This window comes from Pantoea sp. X-Soil-TKNS-1280 (assembly GCF_059730475.1).
In genome coordinates this window covers 42,000-58,526 of the sequence record NZ_AP035964.1, presented here as the reverse complement: position 1 = coordinate 58,526, position 16,527 = coordinate 42,000, and the positions used below count along the sequence as shown (strand labels likewise).

At 55.8% G+C, this 16,527-nt stretch carries 15 protein-coding genes; 7 read left to right on the top strand and 8 right to left on the bottom strand.

Annotated features, from left to right (window positions below):
* Positions 1-17: 17 nt before the first annotated feature.
* From AC6I8X_RS23415 to AC6I8X_RS23405, 3 genes are all read right to left on the bottom strand, one after another.
* Complete coding sequence (locus tag AC6I8X_RS23415; RefSeq protein ID WP_497841575.1) at positions 18-1,352, bottom strand: aspartate aminotransferase family protein; 1,335 nt, start codon at positions 1,350-1,352, stop codon at positions 18-20.
* A complete protein-coding gene (locus tag AC6I8X_RS23410; protein ID WP_497841574.1) occupies positions 1,349-2,815 on the bottom strand; it encodes an APC family permease in 1,467 nt (488 codons plus the stop codon). The genes AC6I8X_RS23415 and AC6I8X_RS23410 overlap by 4 nt, the downstream gene beginning before the upstream one ends.
* 88 nt (positions 2,816-2,903) lie before the next feature.
* Positions 2,904-4,268, bottom strand: coding sequence for a type I glutamate--ammonia ligase (locus AC6I8X_RS23405; RefSeq protein WP_497841573.1), 1,365 nt, complete (start codon positions 4,266-4,268; stop codon positions 2,904-2,906).
* Positions 4,269-4,451: 183 nt separating this feature from the next.
* Between AC6I8X_RS23405 and AC6I8X_RS23400 the strand changes: the two genes are divergently transcribed.
* Genes AC6I8X_RS23400 through AC6I8X_RS23390 form a run of 3 tightly spaced genes read left to right on the top strand, consistent with a single transcriptional unit; the run spans position 4,452 to position 6,769 of the window.
* Positions 4,452-5,303, top strand: a complete 852-nt coding sequence (locus AC6I8X_RS23400) for a MurR/RpiR family transcriptional regulator (protein ID WP_299454413.1) — start codon at positions 4,452-4,454, stop codon at positions 5,301-5,303.
* A complete protein-coding gene (locus AC6I8X_RS23395) occupies positions 5,300-6,121 on the top strand; it encodes an N-formylglutamate amidohydrolase (protein WP_497841572.1) in 822 nt (273 codons plus the stop codon). Before AC6I8X_RS23400 ends, AC6I8X_RS23395 begins: the two co-directional genes overlap by 4 nt.
* Before the next feature lie 3 nt (positions 6,122-6,124).
* Complete coding sequence (locus tag AC6I8X_RS23390) at positions 6,125-6,769, top strand: cysteine hydrolase family protein (protein ID WP_313685979.1); 645 nt, start codon at positions 6,125-6,127, stop codon at positions 6,767-6,769.
* A gap of 99 nt (positions 6,770-6,868) precedes the next feature.
* Here AC6I8X_RS23390 and AC6I8X_RS23385 read toward each other — a convergent pair whose 3' ends face one another.
* The 4 genes from AC6I8X_RS23385 to hpsN are packed head-to-tail and all read right to left on the bottom strand — an operon-like array spanning position 6,869 to position 11,308.
* On the bottom strand, positions 6,869-7,876 hold the full coding sequence (locus AC6I8X_RS23385) for an alcohol dehydrogenase catalytic domain-containing protein (RefSeq protein WP_497841571.1): 1,008 nt from the start codon (positions 7,874-7,876) through the stop codon (positions 6,869-6,871).
* A 6-nt stretch (positions 7,877-7,882) separates the two neighbouring features.
* A complete protein-coding gene (locus tag AC6I8X_RS23380) occupies positions 7,883-9,211 on the bottom strand; it encodes an MFS transporter (protein WP_313685975.1) in 1,329 nt (442 codons plus the stop codon).
* A 27-nt stretch (positions 9,212-9,238) separates the two neighbouring features.
* Positions 9,239-9,985 (bottom strand): SDR family NAD(P)-dependent oxidoreductase, encoded by a 747-nt coding sequence (locus tag AC6I8X_RS23375; RefSeq protein ID WP_497841570.1) that lies wholly within the window; start codon positions 9,983-9,985, stop codon positions 9,239-9,241.
* Between the two features lie 9 nt (positions 9,986-9,994).
* Entirely contained in the window at positions 9,995-11,308 is a 1,314-nt protein-coding gene (gene hpsN / locus AC6I8X_RS23370; RefSeq protein ID WP_497841569.1) for a sulfopropanediol 3-dehydrogenase, read from the bottom strand.
* A gap of 390 nt (positions 11,309-11,698) precedes the next feature.
* Here hpsN and AC6I8X_RS23365 point away from each other — a divergent pair, with 390 nt between their 5' ends.
* The 4 genes from AC6I8X_RS23365 (at position 11,699) to AC6I8X_RS23350 (ending at position 15,568) form a co-directional block, all read left to right on the top strand.
* Positions 11,699-11,983, top strand: coding sequence for a UxaA family hydrolase (locus AC6I8X_RS23365; RefSeq protein WP_084879401.1), 285 nt, complete (start codon positions 11,699-11,701; stop codon positions 11,981-11,983).
* A gap of 2 nt (positions 11,984-11,985) precedes the next feature.
* Positions 11,986-13,155: a UxaA family hydrolase gene (locus AC6I8X_RS23360; RefSeq protein WP_497841568.1), complete on the top strand. Its 1,170-nt coding sequence runs from the start codon at positions 11,986-11,988 to the stop codon at positions 13,153-13,155.
* Positions 13,156-13,253: 98 nt separating this feature from the next.
* Positions 13,254-14,576: a C4-dicarboxylate transporter DctA gene (gene dctA, locus AC6I8X_RS23355; RefSeq protein WP_497841567.1), complete on the top strand. Its 1,323-nt coding sequence runs from the start codon at positions 13,254-13,256 to the stop codon at positions 14,574-14,576.
* Positions 14,573-15,568 carry an Ldh family oxidoreductase gene (locus AC6I8X_RS23350; RefSeq protein ID WP_313686862.1) on the top strand — a complete coding sequence of 332 codons (996 nt, stop codon included), beginning with the start codon at positions 14,573-14,575 and terminating at the stop codon, positions 15,566-15,568. The genes dctA and AC6I8X_RS23350 overlap by 4 nt, the downstream gene beginning before the upstream one ends.
* Here the strand turns inward: AC6I8X_RS23350 and AC6I8X_RS23345 are convergent.
* Complete coding sequence (locus AC6I8X_RS23345; RefSeq protein ID WP_299454448.1) at positions 15,555-16,301, bottom strand: GntR family transcriptional regulator; 747 nt, start codon at positions 16,299-16,301, stop codon at positions 15,555-15,557. The genes AC6I8X_RS23350 and AC6I8X_RS23345 overlap by 14 nt on opposite strands.
* Between the last annotated feature and the right edge of the window lie 226 nt (positions 16,302-16,527).

Below are 16,527 nucleotides of genomic sequence, written 5' to 3'. Positions count from 1 at the left end.
ATCTGCCATCACATTACTCACCAGCCAGCATAAGCCTTGATTTCGGCATCCGTCACCTGAGGAGCTTTGCGAATTGCCAGTGCCAGCTTCTCAATGGCGTAATCAATCTCCTCAGTGGTAATAATCAGCGGTGGCGTAATTTCCAGCACATTGCCGCCGACGTAATAAACCACCAGCCCTTCTTTCCAGGCCTGATACACCACTTTCTGCGCCAGGATGCGGTCCGGTCTTTGGCTGTCATCGGCCACAACCAACTCCACACCAATCGCCAGACCATGACCACGCACATCGCCGATAACCGGGAGATCCTTCGCCAGGTCACGCAGCATCTGCATAAAATACTGCCCGGATTGGGCTGCGCGCTGCGGCAATGCCTCCGTTTCCAGCACATTCAGCACCGCACGCCCAACGGCAGTACAGATGGGATTGCCCGCTGTGGTCAACAAAGCATGGGCGGCGGGTCCGCCGAGGATTTCTTTGGGACCAACCGTGGCCGAGAGCGGCAAACCGCCACCCAGCACCTTCCCGAAGGTCACAATTTCCGGTGCAATGTTCTCATGCTGGAAGGCATGCAGCAGCCCGGGACGGCCCAGCCCCATTTTGACCTCATCGCAAATCAGCGGTACGCCAGCGTTGATACATAACTGGTGTAATCCGGCGAGAAAACCGGCCGGGGGCACCACCATGCCGCCATCGGATAAGATCGGTTCGACAATCACACAAGCGACATCCCCCTGCTCCAGCTGGGCCTGCACTTCGTGCAGACTGGCCTCGACGCTGGCCTTAACCGGGTCTTTGCCTGCGCTATGCGGACGGAAGGGATTGGGATAAGTCGCGAGGTAAAGATCGGGATCGGCGGCGCTGCCTGCCGAAATATGCACTCCTGACACCTTCATCGCCAGCCCAATGCCACCATGATAACCATGAGCAAAGGCCACCACCTTGCGTTTGCCCGATGCCAGGCGACAGGCGCGCAGCGCGACATCATTGGCATCACTCCCGGCGTGACCGAGATAGACACAGCGATCCCCTTTTCCTGGGGTAATCGCCAGTAAATCTTCGGCCAGCCCGACGGAATCAGGATGCACCGCTGACAGCCCTCCCGCTCCGGCCGGGGTCTGCGCCGCTTTCATCATCGCTTCGGTGATTTTCCGATGTCCGTGCCCCAGGCCACAGGCAGTCCAGGTCGCCGACAGATCGAGCAGTTTCCGTCCCCCCACTTCGGTTAACCAGCATCCTTCACCTGATGAAACGGTCAGCGGGAAAAAACGTAGCTTCTCAATGCCGGCAATCGATTGCGCATCGCGCTGATAAAGCGCTTCAGCTTCCGGCGGAAAAATAGCCTGACTCATACTGATTCCTTCTGTGCGATAGCAGTGGCGATGGGTTCAGCCGGAGCGGAAAACTCTTCCGACAGCGACAAGCCAATATTTCGCACCAGACGCGGCGCGGAGATAATGATGATCAGTCCGGCAATGCACCAGTAGAACGCCACCAGCGCCGGGCTAAATAAATCTTCCTGGCCTACCACGTTGTAATAGAGGGAGACGACCATGATGACGATGCCCAGTACCGGCAATAACAGCTCCCATTTAGGGATGTTCTGACCCATGCGGGTGATGAAGTTGATGACACCTAACTCAATCATCAGATAGGTAATCATCAGACACACTGAGCCAATCACTGCAAAGTAGAAGTAGGCATCAATCGCGCTGTTGCCCGTGCCCATTGAAGGTTTGCCCGTCAGCCATGCTACAACGTCCACCAGCAGACTCACCACTAACACTAACGTCAGCGCATTACGCGGTTGATGGGTTTTGCTTGATACCTCGGCAAAACAGCTATGACCAAAGCCGTCACGGGCCAGGGCGAACAACAGACGGCTGGAAGTTGCGGCGGCGGAGAGATTAGCGGCAAAAGCGGACATCATGGCGGTGAACAACATGCACAGCGAAAATACCGTTCCGACATAGGTCTGCGACAGCGTACCCAGCGAGTTGGCGGAATTTTTAAATGCATTCAGTCCGGATTCGCTGGTGCCAAAACCCAGGGTCTGCACATACATCATGCCGACAAATAAAATCCCGGTCAGCACGATGGAACCCAGCAACGCCAGCGGGATGTTACGTTGCGGATTTTCTGTCTCCTCACCCAGCGTGGCGCAGGCTTCAAAACCCGCCCAGGAGAGGAACGCCGCCACCACCGCCGCCATCACTGCCTGGAAACTCACACCATTCAGGCTAAACAGCGATGCATGTTGCTCCGTGGTCGCTGGCTGATGGATGATGATGACCGCAGCCAGCACCAGCATCAGGACGATCCCTACCCCTTCAATCACCATCAGCACGCGCGCCACGGTCTGTCCATCACGCGAGTTCAGAATCCAGCTAAAAATCACCCCCACCGCCGCGGTGACAATCCACGGGATCTCAATGTGCGAGGCGGGAAATAGCGCCTGCAGGAAAGCATTGGTGAATGCCCCTAAGGCCGCCAGGGTGGCAATCGAGAAGAACAGATAGGTTCCCATGATGGCAAAACCGGAAAAGAATCCCGCGCGCGGCCCGATGGTTTTGCCCACCAGACCATAGGCGCTGCCCGCATGGTTATAAAAGCGCGTCAGGCGGATAAAACCGTACGCAATGAGCGCAATCCCCACCAGACCCAGCACGAATACGATAGGCAGTGCTTTCCCAACTGAATCAATTAATCCCTGCGCATTGCCGGACATGGCTAAGGTCGGCCCTACCATGCCCAGCGACAGGGCCAGCGCTTCCCAAAGCTTTAAATTACGCTTTTTATTTGGTGCATTATTCATCTCTCTCACCCTCATACAACGTGATTGTTTAGCGAGTTGTTAATGGGTTTCCCCGGTGTTAGTCAGGCAAAATGGTGCAAGGGGCCCGTCAGACGGACCAGGCAAAGCGGAACTTCTCGGTTGTGGTTTTTAATGGCAGGTGACCATAACTTTCGTGTTCATGACGACGCACAGCAATCAAGGCACCCAGCAGTTCCGGGCGGAACAACCCCCGGGCCAGCTCGCTTTGTTCCAGCCGGGTTAAGGCATCGGCCTGCGAGTAAATCAGGCGTTTGATCTGTTTCTCGCTGCGCTGCTGTTCAGAGAAATCGGCGGGGGCGGATTGTGTCGCTTCGGGTAGCGACATTGACTGCGTGTGACCTGCCAGTGCCATGCCGAGCACTGCGCCACAGGCGATATAGGGGTTCGCCGAAGGATCAATACATTTCACTTCCAGATGCGCACCGTACGGATTCGCCGGATTTGCCGCACAATAGCGCACCGCCGCCTCGCGATTTTCCAGCCCCCAGCAGGCATAAGCACCCGACCAGTGTCCCGGCTGAAGACGATCGGCGGAAAGTACCGAGGGAGCCAGTAACGCCACCATTTCAGGCAGATAGTGGACAATCCCGGCAATTAAACTCCCCCCTTCTGCCGTGATGCCATACGCACAGTCACCACCGGCCAGCAACGGTTTGCCCTGACGGGTAAAGGAGAAATGCAAATGCGCGCCATTGCCTGCCCCGCCTTCAAACGGCTTCGGCGAGAAGCTAACGGCTAACTTATGTTTGCGCGCGATACGGCCCAGCAGAATGCGGGTCAGAACCAGCCGATCAATGGCGGTCACAGGATCTGCCGGAGCGAGAGACAATTCAAACTGGGCGGCACCGTATTCGGCATGAAACTGCTCAAGGCCAACACCCGCTTCGCCGAGCGTATTAACGATATCGTTAACCACGGCTTCCCTGTCCAGTAATGCACCCATGCCATAGGCATGCCAGTGACCGGTGGCTGCGTCAGCGTCATCGGGCAGTAAATAAAACTCCAGCTCCCCCGCCGCCAGGGTCTCTATACCCGCCGTCTGCAACGCTTCAACCTGGCTGCGCAGAAACTGGCGTGAGCACCATGCCGCGCGTTCGCCTTCCTGTTCAAAGACATCCACGGGTGCCCAGCAAAATCCATCCTTCAGCTTCACCAGCGCGGAAAGATCAGCGCGCAGGCGATCGTCACCCACCGCCGAAAATGCCGGGATCCAGGCGATAGCATTGTCAGCGCAAAATAACGCCCAGGAAGGGGATGCCCCGACACCAGACTGGCTGATGGTTTTCAGGCGAGTGGCAGGAATGGATTTGCCACGAATAACCCCAGCGGAATCCACCAGGGTGGCAAATAAAGTGGCAACACCACTCGCGATAAGATTTTCACATTGAGAATCAATGGATTGATTATTTTCTACTGCCGCTACTTTATCCATTACACCGAAAACTCCCGTCTGCTATTTACTGGTGACCGCACTTGAGATTTTTTTATATATGTTACACAATCCACTTAAAATCAATATATGTAATATATATTAAATTCGTATAGCTGAATCACGCCGGTTGTGGCACTGTCTTTGTGTCAATGCCGCGAACAGGTGTGGTGAAGGAGAGCAGGTGTGCTGGCACAACAAATTAAAGACAGCATGGCGGAACTCAGCCCTGCTGAACGAAAAATAGCGCGGGCGATGCTGGCGGATTATCCCAGAGCAGGTTTAGGAACAGTGCAAACGCTGGCTGATCAGGCCGGCGTCAGTCTGCCCTCGGTGGTGCGTTTTGCCCGGCGTATGGGGTTTGGTGGTTTTGTCGATTTTCAGCAGGCGTTACGGGATGAGCTTTCCGAACAGGCCAAAGGGCCGTTGCAGCGCCTGGATAACTGGGTGACCAATGAAAGCCCTTCGGCACTGATCGAGGCAGCCATCAAATCGTCAGTGCTTGCCATTCAGTGTTCGCTGCGTGATATCCCCGAGTTTGAAATCACCGAGGCAACCCGCTTAATCGGCGCCAGGGAACATCATGTCATTCTGGGTGGCGGGCGCATCAGCCAGTCGCTGGCGATGTATTTCGGGCGCAACCTGCAACAGGTACGGCGTGGCGTCGATGTGCTTTCTGAAAATCATCACGAACGTATTCAGCAAATCATTGATGCCAATAAAAATGATGTGTTCGTGCTGTTTGATTTTCGTCGCTATCAACAGGATATGTATCAGCTGGCGCAAGAGATTGTGGCGCGCGGTGCCACGTTGATTGCCGTTACGGACACGCAACTTTCCCCTATTGCTTCTCTTGCCAAAGTAGTCCTGCCCATTCATGTCGAAACCCCATGGTTGTTTGACGGTTATTCGGCTGGGATTGTGCTGATCGACACGATTATCGCCGCCATCATGGAACATCAGGGCGATAAAACCGTGGAACGGCTGAAACAATGGGAAGCGCTGGGCCCCCTTTCATTGAATGCAAAATCTAAATGACTTTTCCAGATGAGGTAACGTTAGACGTGAGCGCACCACTGCTTTTTCCAGATGAACCCGCCCCCTTTGTCGTCGAGAATCGAACCGGTCATTCGCCTTTTCTGATCCTGTGTGATCATGGCGGGAAACGCATCCCCCGCCGCCTGGGTGATCTGGGCTTACCACAATCGGAGATTGACCGGCACATTGGCTGGGATATCGGGGTTCTGGCGGTTTCCCGCCACCTGAGCCAGTTGCTCAATGCGCCGCTGGTCCATCAGATCTATTCGCGTCTGGTGATTGATTGTAACCGCAACCCGGGTATTCCCAGCTCAATCCCGACGATTTCAGAAGCTACCCTGGTGCCCGGCAATATGACGCTGAGTCAGCATGATCGCGACCAGCGCCAGACGGAAATCTTTGCGCCGTATCATGCGGCGATTCGGGACATTCTGGCAGAACGCAAGACTCTCGGCATCCCAACCTGTTTACTGGCGATGCACAGCTTCACCCCGGTGTTTCACGGCGAGCAACGTCCGTGGGAAATTGGCGTGCTGTACCAGCACAAGGCTGACTATGCGCTGGCGATCCTCAAACAGCTGCAACAAAGCCAGCGCTGGACGGTGGGCGATAACCAACCTTATTCGGTGTCCGACGAAACAGATTACGCCGTGCCGCAACATGCGGTGAAGAACGATCTGCACTATGTCGAAATTGAATTGCGCCAGGACCTGATTAGCCAGCCAGCGGGACAAAAAATGTGGGCTGAGGATTTGGCACCGATTTTCACCCAGTGCTGGGAAGACATTGTCAGCCAACAATTTAAAAAGGAAGCGTAATCGATGTTTAATCCAACCAGCCGCAACATTGCTATTGAGAAAGCATCCGCCACCCTGCTTTTTATTGATGTACAAAACTACAATGCCCGGCGTGACGGCGGTGAATATGTGGGTATGTCTGCCGCGCAACAGAATGAACAATTTGGTTATTTCTTCGACATCATCGAGCGCGAAACCCTGGGCAATATGCAAAAGATCCAGGCGGCCTGCCGTGCCGAAAAAATTGAAGTGATGTATACGGTGATCGAGAGCCTGACCAAAGATGGCCGCGATCGCAGTCTGGATTACAAAATTACCGGCTTCAATGTCCCGCGCGACTCATGGGATGCACAAGTGTTAGATGCTATCGCCCCAGGCGAAGATGAAATCGTTCTGCCCAAAAGCTCATCCAGCGTGTTTATCTCCACCAATATTGATTACGTGCTGCGCAACCTCGGTACCCGTTATCTGGTGATTGCCGGATTCCTCACCGACCAATGCATCGAAAGCGCGGTGCGCGATGCCTGTGACCTCGGGTATCTGGTGACGCTGGTGACGGATGCCTGCGCCACACTCTCCCCCGAGCGTCAGCAGAACTCGCTTACTGCGATCAAAGGCTATTGCCGCCAAATCACTACGGAAGAATTTTTAAGCGAGCTGTCGGCGTAATGGCATATGCTGTAGCGGCGCGATTTATCGCGCGCCTTTTAGTCGGTGCACCGGGAAAATAGCGCGATAAATCGCGCCGCTACACATCAACGGAGGTATTCAGGGAATCAGCAGAATCTTGGCAGCAGAGACGCGCTGCGACTCCAGATCATCGAAAGCATTCGCCCCCTGCTGCAACGCCCGCTGTTCCACCCAGCCCAATGCGCCCAATGCGCCCTGCTCCAGCATCGATAACGTCAGATGGAAATCTTCCATGGTGTAGGTGTAAGTTCCCAGCAGCGTAATCTCGCTCAGGGTGATTTTGCGCATATCAATCTCGCTGTCCCAATCCTGCAAACCGATATGCATAATCACCCCACCGGGTTTCACCGCATGCACCGCCAGTTTCCGTGTTGGACCAGCGCCTACCGCATCGATGACCAGCTGCTGACTTGCCGCTTCTACCGGCGTCTCAATCGGGTTGATGCTGGCACAGCCGGTATGACGCTCAGCCGCTTCGGCGCGTAATGGGTTGGTTTCCGCAAGAGTTATCTGACGACATCCCCAGGCGCGCAACACCAGCACCGTTAGCAGACCAATTGCCCCCCCGCCGATCACCAGCGCGTTCGCTTCTGCCAGTGGCATCTGCAATGCCCGCTGGGTCAGGCGTAGCGCGTGCACCACGGTGGCGGCCGGTTCGGTGATCGCCGCATGCTGCAACGAGATACCCGCTGGTAATGCCACCACTGAACGCGCCGGAATCGCCATATATTCAGCAAAGGCACCGGGCCAGTCCATGCCGATCATATGGCGGTCGCTGCACAGGTTGTCACGCCCCTGGCGGCAATATTCGCACTGCCCACAGGTGATTAATGGGTTGGCGGTCACCCGCTGCCCCGGTTGAAAACGCGCTGACTGGCTTTCAACTATCTCCCCAGCCAACTCATGCCCCAGCACCAGACCGGGCTGGCGGCGTGGATCTTTGCCGTGGAACGCATGCATATCTGATCCACAGATGCCCGCCGCCGCAATGCGAATCACCACCTGATCGCCCCCTTGCGGCAACTGCGGGTAAGGCCGGTCCTGGATTTCAACGCCCAGTGGGCGGGTATAGACAAGCGCTTTCATGCTTCCTCACTTAATCAGGACAGAACGGGGGAGATTGATGCTGCCTGCACCATGGGTGCGACGCCACAGGTAAACGGCGCAGATGGCACTGGTCAGGCCGATAATCAGCACATAGGCGCAGATTAACCAGGGCTTGCCGCCCAGCATGTCCGAGAAGATGGTGGCCAGCACCGGTGTTAAACCACCGGCAAACACGCCGGAGATCTGGTAGGCGAACGAAATCCCGGTATAGCGCACCGATGCGTCAAAACATTCCGAGTAGACCGATGACAGCGTGCCAAACACTGCCGCATGGAAAATACCAAACGGGATAACAATCGCAGTCCAGACCAGCCAGATATTATCCGGATGGTTATACATCAGGGCGAAAGCCGGGAAGGCGGAGAGTCCCGACAGAGTGGCCCCCATCGCAAAAATACGCGCACGCCCCCAGCGATCGGCCATATAGCCCCAGAACGGGATAAAGAAACTCATCACCAGCGCGCTCGCCAGAATGGCAACAATCGCCTGATCGCGCGGAATGTGCAGCGTTTGCGTCAGCCAGGTCAGCGAAAAGACACCGAAAATATTGAAGAACACACCATCAATCAGGCGCATCCCCATACAGGTGAACACCACCCCGGTGTTTTTGCGAAATAACTCCACCAGCGGGATTCGTTTCGGCGCATTTTTCTGTTCCTCCTGCGCCTTGAGGAAATCCTCGGTTTCCGCCACGTTTTTGCGGATATAAGTCCCGATGATGACAAACACGCCACTGAGCAGGAATGGCACGCGCCAGCCCCAGGACATAAAGGCTTCATCGGGCAGCAGCATCGACGCCAACCCAATGGCGGCGGAGGCCAGTAATAACCCCAGCGACATCCCCACCTGCGGGATACTGGCGAAAAATGCGCGATGTTTCTCCGGGGAGGATTCGAACGTCATCAGCACCGCACCACCCCATTCGCCACCCAGACCAATGCCCTGGATTAAACGACACAGAATCAGCAGGCAGGGTGCCCACAGGCCAATCTGGTGATAGCTGGGTATCAGCCCGATAAACACCGTCGCCCCGCCCATAATCACCAGGGTCAATATCAGCATCTTCTTGCGGCCCAACGTGTCACCGAAATGACCAAAGATAATGGCCCCCAGCGGTCGGGTCAGAAAGCCAATCGCAAACACGCCATAGGAAAGCAGCGTGGTAATAAAGGGGTCACCTTCCGGGAAATAGAGTTTGTTAAACACCATCCCGGCAACGGTGCCGTAAAGAAAAAAGTCATACCATTCAATGGTCGAACCAAACAGGCTCGACAGGGTGACGCGTCGCAGGTTACCGGCAGCAGGTTTTTGCATGATGTGTTCCTCTGCGCTGAAGGGTGATCAGATGGCGCTATAACCGCCATCGACCATCAGGGTTTGCCCGGTGATATAGGCGCTGGCGTTGCTGGCAAGAAACAGCGTTACGCCATGTAAATCGGCCATTTCACCATTACGTCCCAGGCAGGTATGGGCGGCGTGCCGTTCACGCAGGGCATCGTTGGCAAATACCGGACCGGTTAAAGCCGTGGGAAAGAAACCGGGACCGATGGCATTGCAAGTGATGCCCTGGCGTCCCCAGCGCTGAGCAATGGCGCGGGTTAACTGGACGATGCCGCCCTTGCCTGCGCCGTACGGCGCGCTGTTGTCAAATGCCCGCGAGGATTGCAGCGACGCGATATTGATAATGCGCCCCCAGCCACGCTGTGCCATGCCGGGTGCCAGTGCCTGCGTCAGAAAGAAAGGCGCTTTGAGATGCAGCGCCAATTGCTGATCCCAGGCCGACTCGCTCACCTCCTCAAACGGCTGACGCAGGTTCACCCCGGCGGCGTTCACCAGGATGTCCACCGCGCCGCAATCCGCAGCCAGCGCGGCCAGCTCCGCCTGCCGGGTGATATCGGCGCACAGATAACGTGCTGAACCACCCAGACGCTGGGCGACATCAGCCAGCTGCGCCTCGCGCCGCGCCGCCAGAATCACCCGGGCACCAACGGCCACCAGCGCTCCGGCCATCGCGGCACCGATACCACTCCCTCCGCCCGTCACCAGTGCGGTTTTGCCCTGTAAATCGAATAACGTTGCAGGATGCATAGGATCTCCTTAGCGCGTCACCGGCATGCCGAGCTGGAAGGTATCGCTGGGGAAGTATTTCTCCAGCCGCACTGCCGCCGTGCGTGCATGCGCTTCCATCCCTTCCAGCCGGGAGATACGCGCTGTGGTCTCGGCGATCTGCGGCACCGCTTCGCGTGCCATCTGTTGCCAGGTCAGCGTCTTGAGGAATTTGTGCACCGACAACCCGCCGGAATAACGCGCAGCACCTTTGGTCGGCAAAACATGGTTGGGTCCGCTGCATTTGTCGCCAAAGGCGACGGTGGTTTCTTCACCGAGAAACAGCGAGCCATAGCAGCTAAGGGAATCACGCCACCAGTCCAGGTCGCGGGTATGCACTTCGAGGTGTTCCGAGGCGTAGCGATCGGAAATGTCAACCATCTCTGCACGGCTGTCACATAAAATCACTTCGCCGTAGTCGCGCCAGGCGCAGCTGGCCGCATCACGGGCCACCGGTGGCAATTGTTCAATCAGCTGCGGCACCTTCTGCATCACCGCATCCGCCAGCGGGCGTGAAGTGGTGAACAGCCATGCAGGGGACTCATGACCATGCTCGGCTTGCCCCACCAGATCGCTGGCAACGATGTCGGCATCCGCGCTGTCATCAGCAATCACCGCCACCTCGGAGGGACCAGCAAACACATCAATACCGACCTGACCAAACAACGTGCGTTTGGCTTCAGCTACAAACTTATTCCCCGGCCCCACCACCACATCCGCCGCTTTGCCGGTAAATAATCCCCACGCCATCGAAGCAATCGCCTGTACACCGCCCAGCGTCATGATGGTGTCGGCACCAGCGCGCTGAAAGGCATAAAGCACGCAGGGATGGATTGACTGCCCCAGGTAAGGGCCTGAACAGGCGATGATATTTTTCACCCCGGCAGCTTTCGCCGTTGCCACACCCATATAAGCAGAAGCGATATGCGCATAGCGTCCTGCCGGGGCATAACAACCGACCGTTGTCACCGGCAACACTTTCTGTCCCGCCACCAGCCCGGAGGGCAGGCGAACTTCAAAGTCTTGCACCGAAGCGCGTTGCGCGCAGGCAAAGCTGTAAACCTGATCGATGGCGTAATCGATGTCGCGACGCACGTCAGCAGGGACGGCACGGATCTGCGTAGCAATATTCTCCCGCGTCAGAATGACGTCACCTGACCAGTTATCGAGTTTGCTGGCGTAGTGACGAACCGCCTCTTCACCCTGTTCTTTAATGGTGGCAAGCATCTCCTCCACCACGCGGCGAGCTTCAGAAGTATTTGATTCCGGCGTTTTACTTGCTTTTTTTAACCAGGTAACTGACATACGCGTCTCCAGAGATTGATAGGTTTCCGACAATAGGCGAAGGTGCGGACTCCTGTGTCATATATATGACTAGAACTATCTATAGTGAGCTATGCCGGTAACTGCAAAAGGCATGTGAACAAAAAGTGATCACGATCGGCTTCAGTCGCCGGAAGTTCAGGTGTGATCACATTTTCGTCACACCGTTCGATGCATAGAAAATAAAGTATTATCAATCATCGATTTAATCGATTACCTCCTTCTCTCCTCTCTCTTCCCGCGATGTTCAGCCGCTATTCGTGAAGCGCCTCCCAAAAACAGATGTCGGGAGAAGATAATTTTTGCCCCGTCAGGTCATTTAATATATGTCATATACATGAGTTCATTTGTTGTTCAATAACGGAGGCAGTTATGAGTATCGATTTTGTCGTACACGATGATGGTGATTCTGTCGGGGTAGTCGTGGTGGAAGGTATCGAGGCAGGCCAGACCCTGACCGGATGGATCATGGATCAAAACAAAACTATTGAGTTTGCGGTTAAGGATGCCATTCCCATCGGCCATAAGCTGGCAATTCGCGATCTGGCGGTGAATGACACCGTCATTAAATATGGCGAAGACATTGGCCGGGTCGTTGCGGCGATTAAGCAGGGCGAGCATCTCCACGTACATAACGTCAAAACCAAAAGGTGGTAATTATGGAAATCACAGGACGCCAGTTTGCAGGATATCGTCGCGCCAATGGTCGCGTTGGCATTCGCAACCATGTCATTGTGCTGCCGGTGGATGATATCTCCAACGCGGCGGCAGAAGCGGTGACGAATAACATTAAAGGTACCCTCGCCCTGCCACATCCCTATGGACGTTTGCAGTTTGGTGAAGACCTGGAGTTGCACTTTCGCACCCTGATCGGCACCGGCTGCAATCCCAACGTTGCCGCCGTTATCGTGATTGGGATCGAGCCGGGTTGGACAAAGCGGGTGGTGGACGGCATCCAGGCCACGGGCAAACCCGTCGCCGGATTCTGGATCGAGCAAAACGGCGATCACAACACCATCTGCGCGGCTTCCCGCAAAGCGCGTGAATTCTCGCAATATGCCTCGGAGCTGCAACGCGAAACCTGCGACATCAGCGAGTTATGGGTCTCGACTAAATGCGGTGAATCGGATACCACCTCCGGCTGCGGCGCGAATCCTTCCGTTGGGAATTTGTTTGATCGTCTGTATGAAAACGGCAACACCCTGCTGTTTGGTGAAACCTCCGAGCTGACCGGCGGTGAACATCTGGTGGCGGCACGCTGCGCCAATGCCGATGTGCGTCAGAAGTTTCAGTTCATGTTTGATCGCTACAGCGCGATGATCGATCGCTGGAAAACCAGTGACCTGTCTGAGTCACAGCCAACCAAAGGAAATATCGAAGGCGGCCTGACCACCATCGAAGAAAAAGCGCTGGGCAATATTCAGAAGATCGGGAAAAAGTGCCGCGTGGATGGGGTGCTGGATAAAGCGGAAACCCCCACCGGGCCAGGATTGTGGTTTATGGATTCCTCCTCGGCTGCCGCGGAGATGGTGACGCTCTGTGCTGCCGGTGGCTACGTGGCGCATTTCTTCCCGACCGGCCAGGGCAACGTTATCGGCAATCCGATCCTGCCGGTGATCAAAGTCTGCGCCAACCCGCGTACGGTGCGCACCATGTCTGAACATATTGATGTCGATGTCTCAGCCGTGTTGCGACGCGAAATGAACCTCGACGGTGCTGGCGATGCGTTGCTGGAGTGTCTGCTGCGCACGGCGAATGGTCGCCTGACGGCGGCCGAAGCGCTGGGGCATCGGGAGTTCGTGCTTACCCGTATTTTCGAAAGTGCTTAACCCCCTGCCCGCCTTCTCTGGCGGGCGTGATTTCCACTCGCCTGCGGCGGCCTGCCGGACGCCGGTTTGCAGCCGCCAGGCTTCGCGAGGACAACCAGATGCGATTGCTCAAGCACCTTTATGTCCAGGTCCTGATAGGCCTGGTCGCCGGGGTTGCTGTGGGGTACGCCTTTCCTGATTTTGCCGTTCAGATGAAGCCCCTCGGTGACACCTTTATCCGTCTGATCAAGATGATCGTGACATTAGTTATTTTCTGTACCGTGGCGATTGGCATTGCGCGCATGGAAAGCCTGAAGCAGGTCGGTAAGGTGGGCGGCAAAACGCTGATCTACTTTGAGGTGGTAACCACGCTGGCACTGATAATTGGCATGGTGGTGGCGGACGTCATGAAACCTGGTGCCGGTATGAATGTCGATGCCAGCAAGCTGGATGGCAGTGCGGTAAATCACTACGTTAACGTCAGCGAACACAGCAAAGGCTTTCTCGAACAGATCATTCCAGATTCGGTGATCGGTGCCTTTGCGCAGGGCAATCTGTTGCAGGTGTTGTTGTTCTCGGTGCTGTTCGGTATCGCGTTGTCGCTGGTTTCACAACGCAGCGCGTTTATCACCAAAACCATTGAACAGTGCGGTGAAGTCCTGATGCGCATTGTCGAATTGATTATGCGGCTCGCGCCGCTCGGCGCTTTTGGTGCCATCGCCTTTACCGTCGGCAAATATGGCCTGACTTCGCTGCAACATCTCGGCATGCTGATTATCTGCCTCTACATCACCAGTTTCCTGTTTATTGGCGGAGTACTCGGGCTGATCTGTAAACTGGTGGGAGTGAGTCTATGGCGGTTAATTCTCTATTTCCGCGAAGAGTTACTGATTGTGCTGGGCACCTCCACCACCGAGTCTGTCCTGCCGCGTCTGATGATCAAGATGGAGAAACTGGGCTGCGATCGCGCCATTGTCGGGCTGGTGCTCCCGACCGGATATTCATTTAATCTTGACGGCGCGGCGATTTATCTCACGATGACTTCGCTGTTTATTGCGCAGGCCACCAATACCGATTTGACACTATGGCAGCAAATTGGCTTGCTGTTGATCCTGCTGCTGACGTCGAAAGGTGGCGCAGGGGTGGCTGGCGCGGCATTGATTGCACTCACCGCCACCCTGGCAACCCATAACATCATCCCGCTGGCGGGGATTACTCTGGTGCTGGGTATTGACCGGATTTTGAATGAAATGCGCGCCGTGACCAACATGATCGGCAATGTGGTTGCTACGTTGGTGATCGCCCGCTGGGAACAAAAGCTGGATTTGGCGCAGGCGCAGGAGCAGCTGCGTCTGGGGCCGGAAAAAATGATCATGCCAGTGGATTCCCCGGCCGAGGAACCATTGTCAACCACACAGATAGACAGGAGTACAATGCGATGAGCCATGAAACCCTGGCGCTGACCGAGCTGGAAGCGCTTGCCCGACGCGCGTTATGTCAGTCAGGCGTTGACCGCCAGTCGGCTGATGCCACCTGCGCCGCACTGATGGCGGCGGAACGTGCCGGAATCGCGTCACACGGTTTCGCCCGGCTGCCCTATTACCTCGACCAGCTGGAGAGCGGCAAACTGAACCCCCGCGCCGTCCCGACGATCACGCAACGCGGCGCAGTGGTCAATGTCAATGCGGATTCCGGCCTGGCGTTTCCCGCCGTGCAGCTCGGTCTGGACCGGGGAATGGTGCTGGCGCAGGAGTTTGGTGTGGTCGCGGTGGCTATCGGTGATTCTCACCATTTTGGTATGGCCGGTTATTACGCCGAACAGGCGGCCCGCCTGGGATTGGTGTGCATGGCGTTAAGTAACGGTCCGGCAGCAATGGCCCCCTGGGGCGGCAATGTGCCACTGTATGGCACCAACCCCATCGCTTTCGCCTCACCACGCGCCAGCGGCGAGCCGCTGGTGATTGACCTTTCCCTGTCCGAAGTGGCACGCGGTAAGATCATGCTGGCGAGTCAGAAAAAGGAAACCATCCCCACAGGCTGGGCGATCGATCGTGACGGCAATCCAACCACTGACGCTGATGCGGCACTGGCGGGCAGTATGGCCCCCGCAGGCGGTGCCAAAGGTGCGGCGCTGGCGTTGATGGTTGAATTGCTCACCGCCGGACTGACGGGCAGCCATTACGGTTTTCAGGCCAGTTCGTTTTTTAATACGGAGGGTGGCTCCCCGCATATCGCACAGCTGCTGTTGCTGCTGAATCCGGCTTTCTTTTCCGCTGGCTATGTTCAGCATACGGAAATGTTGTTCAGTGCAATGCTGACGCAGCCCAACGTGAGGTTGCCCGGGGAGCGACGCCAGGCCACTGCGCGGCAAAATAGCGACACGCTGAGTTTGCCTGTGTCGCTGCTGGAACAGCTGCGCATCAGAGCTGGTTGAAATAGGCATGGTGGCGGGTGAGTACAGTGGAGACACGGTACTCAACCGGTCTATCCTGAAAATCCAGCGCCACACGGTAGATACGCAACAATGCTTCCCCTTCTGTCGCCTCAAGATGCAGGACCTCATCCGGTCCCGCATTCACCGCTTTTATCTGTTCATGGGCGTTAGCCACGGTGCAGGCAAATTTCTGCTGATACAGCTGGTACAGGGTGTTGGGCAGGATTTCCGGTTCCCGATCCAGATGGGGAAAGCGTGCGGCATCAATATAAACATGCTCAAGGATGGCAGGAGCGCCATCCAGATCGCGCACACGCCAGATATGAATCACTTTACTGCCGGGTGTAATAGCCAACGCTGTCGCTTCTTCCTCAGAAGCGGTACGTAAATGGCGCGCCAGCACACGTGACAACGGCAGCGAACGCTCGCCATTTGCCCTGAGAACATTGAAGAAGCGGAACAACGCGCTGTCTGAATCATGGGCCGCCACCACGGTGCCTTTGCCCTGATAACGAATCACCACATTGTTACTGACCAGTTCATTGAGCGCTTTGCGGAGTGTACCAATGCTGACGTTGTAGGTTTCCGCCAGACTCGCTTCGCTGGGAATATAGGTACCTGCGGGCCATTCGCCGGAGGCAATTCTTTCCAGCAGCAGCTGGCTGATTTGCAGATATAGCGGCTGAAAAATCGCCGCTTTCACTTCAGCGGATGATGAGATGTCCTGATTCATTTACCTTCCTCCACAATCCGGCACAGCGAATGCCTGTAGGATTACTATGACATATACAGGAGTTAGCACCATCCTGGTGCTGTAAAAAAGTGATCGGGGAACAGAATTTGCGATCAAATTTACTATCTTGTTATTTTAACAAATTAACAAACCCGCTACGTACGTTGATTACCTGATATTCAGATTGGTTATAACGATATAATCAATTTTTCATTCGGCTGGAAAG

What these genes read in the sequence shown, in the direction of transcription:
- AC6I8X_RS23410 (WP_497841574.1), bottom strand. Translation starts at nt 2,815, where the DNA reads ATGAATAATGCACCAAATAAAAAGCGTAATTTAAAGCTTTGGGAAGCG.
- dctA (WP_497841567.1), top strand. Translation starts at nt 13,254, where the DNA reads ATGCGATTGCTCAAGCACCTTTATGTCCAGGTCCTGATAGGCCTGGTC.
- AC6I8X_RS23360 (WP_497841568.1), top strand. Translation starts at nt 11,986, where the DNA reads ATGGAAATCACAGGACGCCAGTTTGCAGGATATCGTCGCGCCAATGGT.
- AC6I8X_RS23345 (WP_299454448.1), bottom strand. Translation starts at nt 16,301, where the DNA reads ATGAATCAGGACATCTCATCATCCGCTGAAGTGAAAGCGGCGATTTTT.
- hpsN (WP_497841569.1), bottom strand. Translation starts at nt 11,308, where the DNA reads ATGTCAGTTACCTGGTTAAAAAAAGCAAGTAAAACGCCGGAATCAAAT.
- AC6I8X_RS23415 (WP_497841575.1), bottom strand. Translation starts at nt 1,352, where the DNA reads ATGAGTCAGGCTATTTTTCCGCCGGAAGCTGAAGCGCTTTATCAGCGC.
- AC6I8X_RS23405 (WP_497841573.1), bottom strand. Translation starts at nt 4,268, where the DNA reads ATGGATAAAGTAGCGGCAGTAGAAAATAATCAATCCATTGATTCTCAA.
- AC6I8X_RS23395 (WP_497841572.1), top strand. Translation starts at nt 5,300, where the DNA reads ATGACTTTTCCAGATGAGGTAACGTTAGACGTGAGCGCACCACTGCTT.
- AC6I8X_RS23350 (WP_313686862.1), top strand. Translation starts at nt 14,573, where the DNA reads ATGAGCCATGAAACCCTGGCGCTGACCGAGCTGGAAGCGCTTGCCCGA.
- AC6I8X_RS23390 (WP_313685979.1), top strand. Translation starts at nt 6,125, where the DNA reads ATGTTTAATCCAACCAGCCGCAACATTGCTATTGAGAAAGCATCCGCC.
- AC6I8X_RS23365 (WP_084879401.1), top strand. Translation starts at nt 11,699, where the DNA reads ATGAGTATCGATTTTGTCGTACACGATGATGGTGATTCTGTCGGGGTA.
- AC6I8X_RS23375 (WP_497841570.1), bottom strand. Translation starts at nt 9,985, where the DNA reads ATGCATCCTGCAACGTTATTCGATTTACAGGGCAAAACCGCACTGGTG.
- AC6I8X_RS23380 (WP_313685975.1), bottom strand. Translation starts at nt 9,211, where the DNA reads ATGCAAAAACCTGCTGCCGGTAACCTGCGACGCGTCACCCTGTCGAGC.
- AC6I8X_RS23385 (WP_497841571.1), bottom strand. Translation starts at nt 7,876, where the DNA reads ATGAAAGCGCTTGTCTATACCCGCCCACTGGGCGTTGAAATCCAGGAC.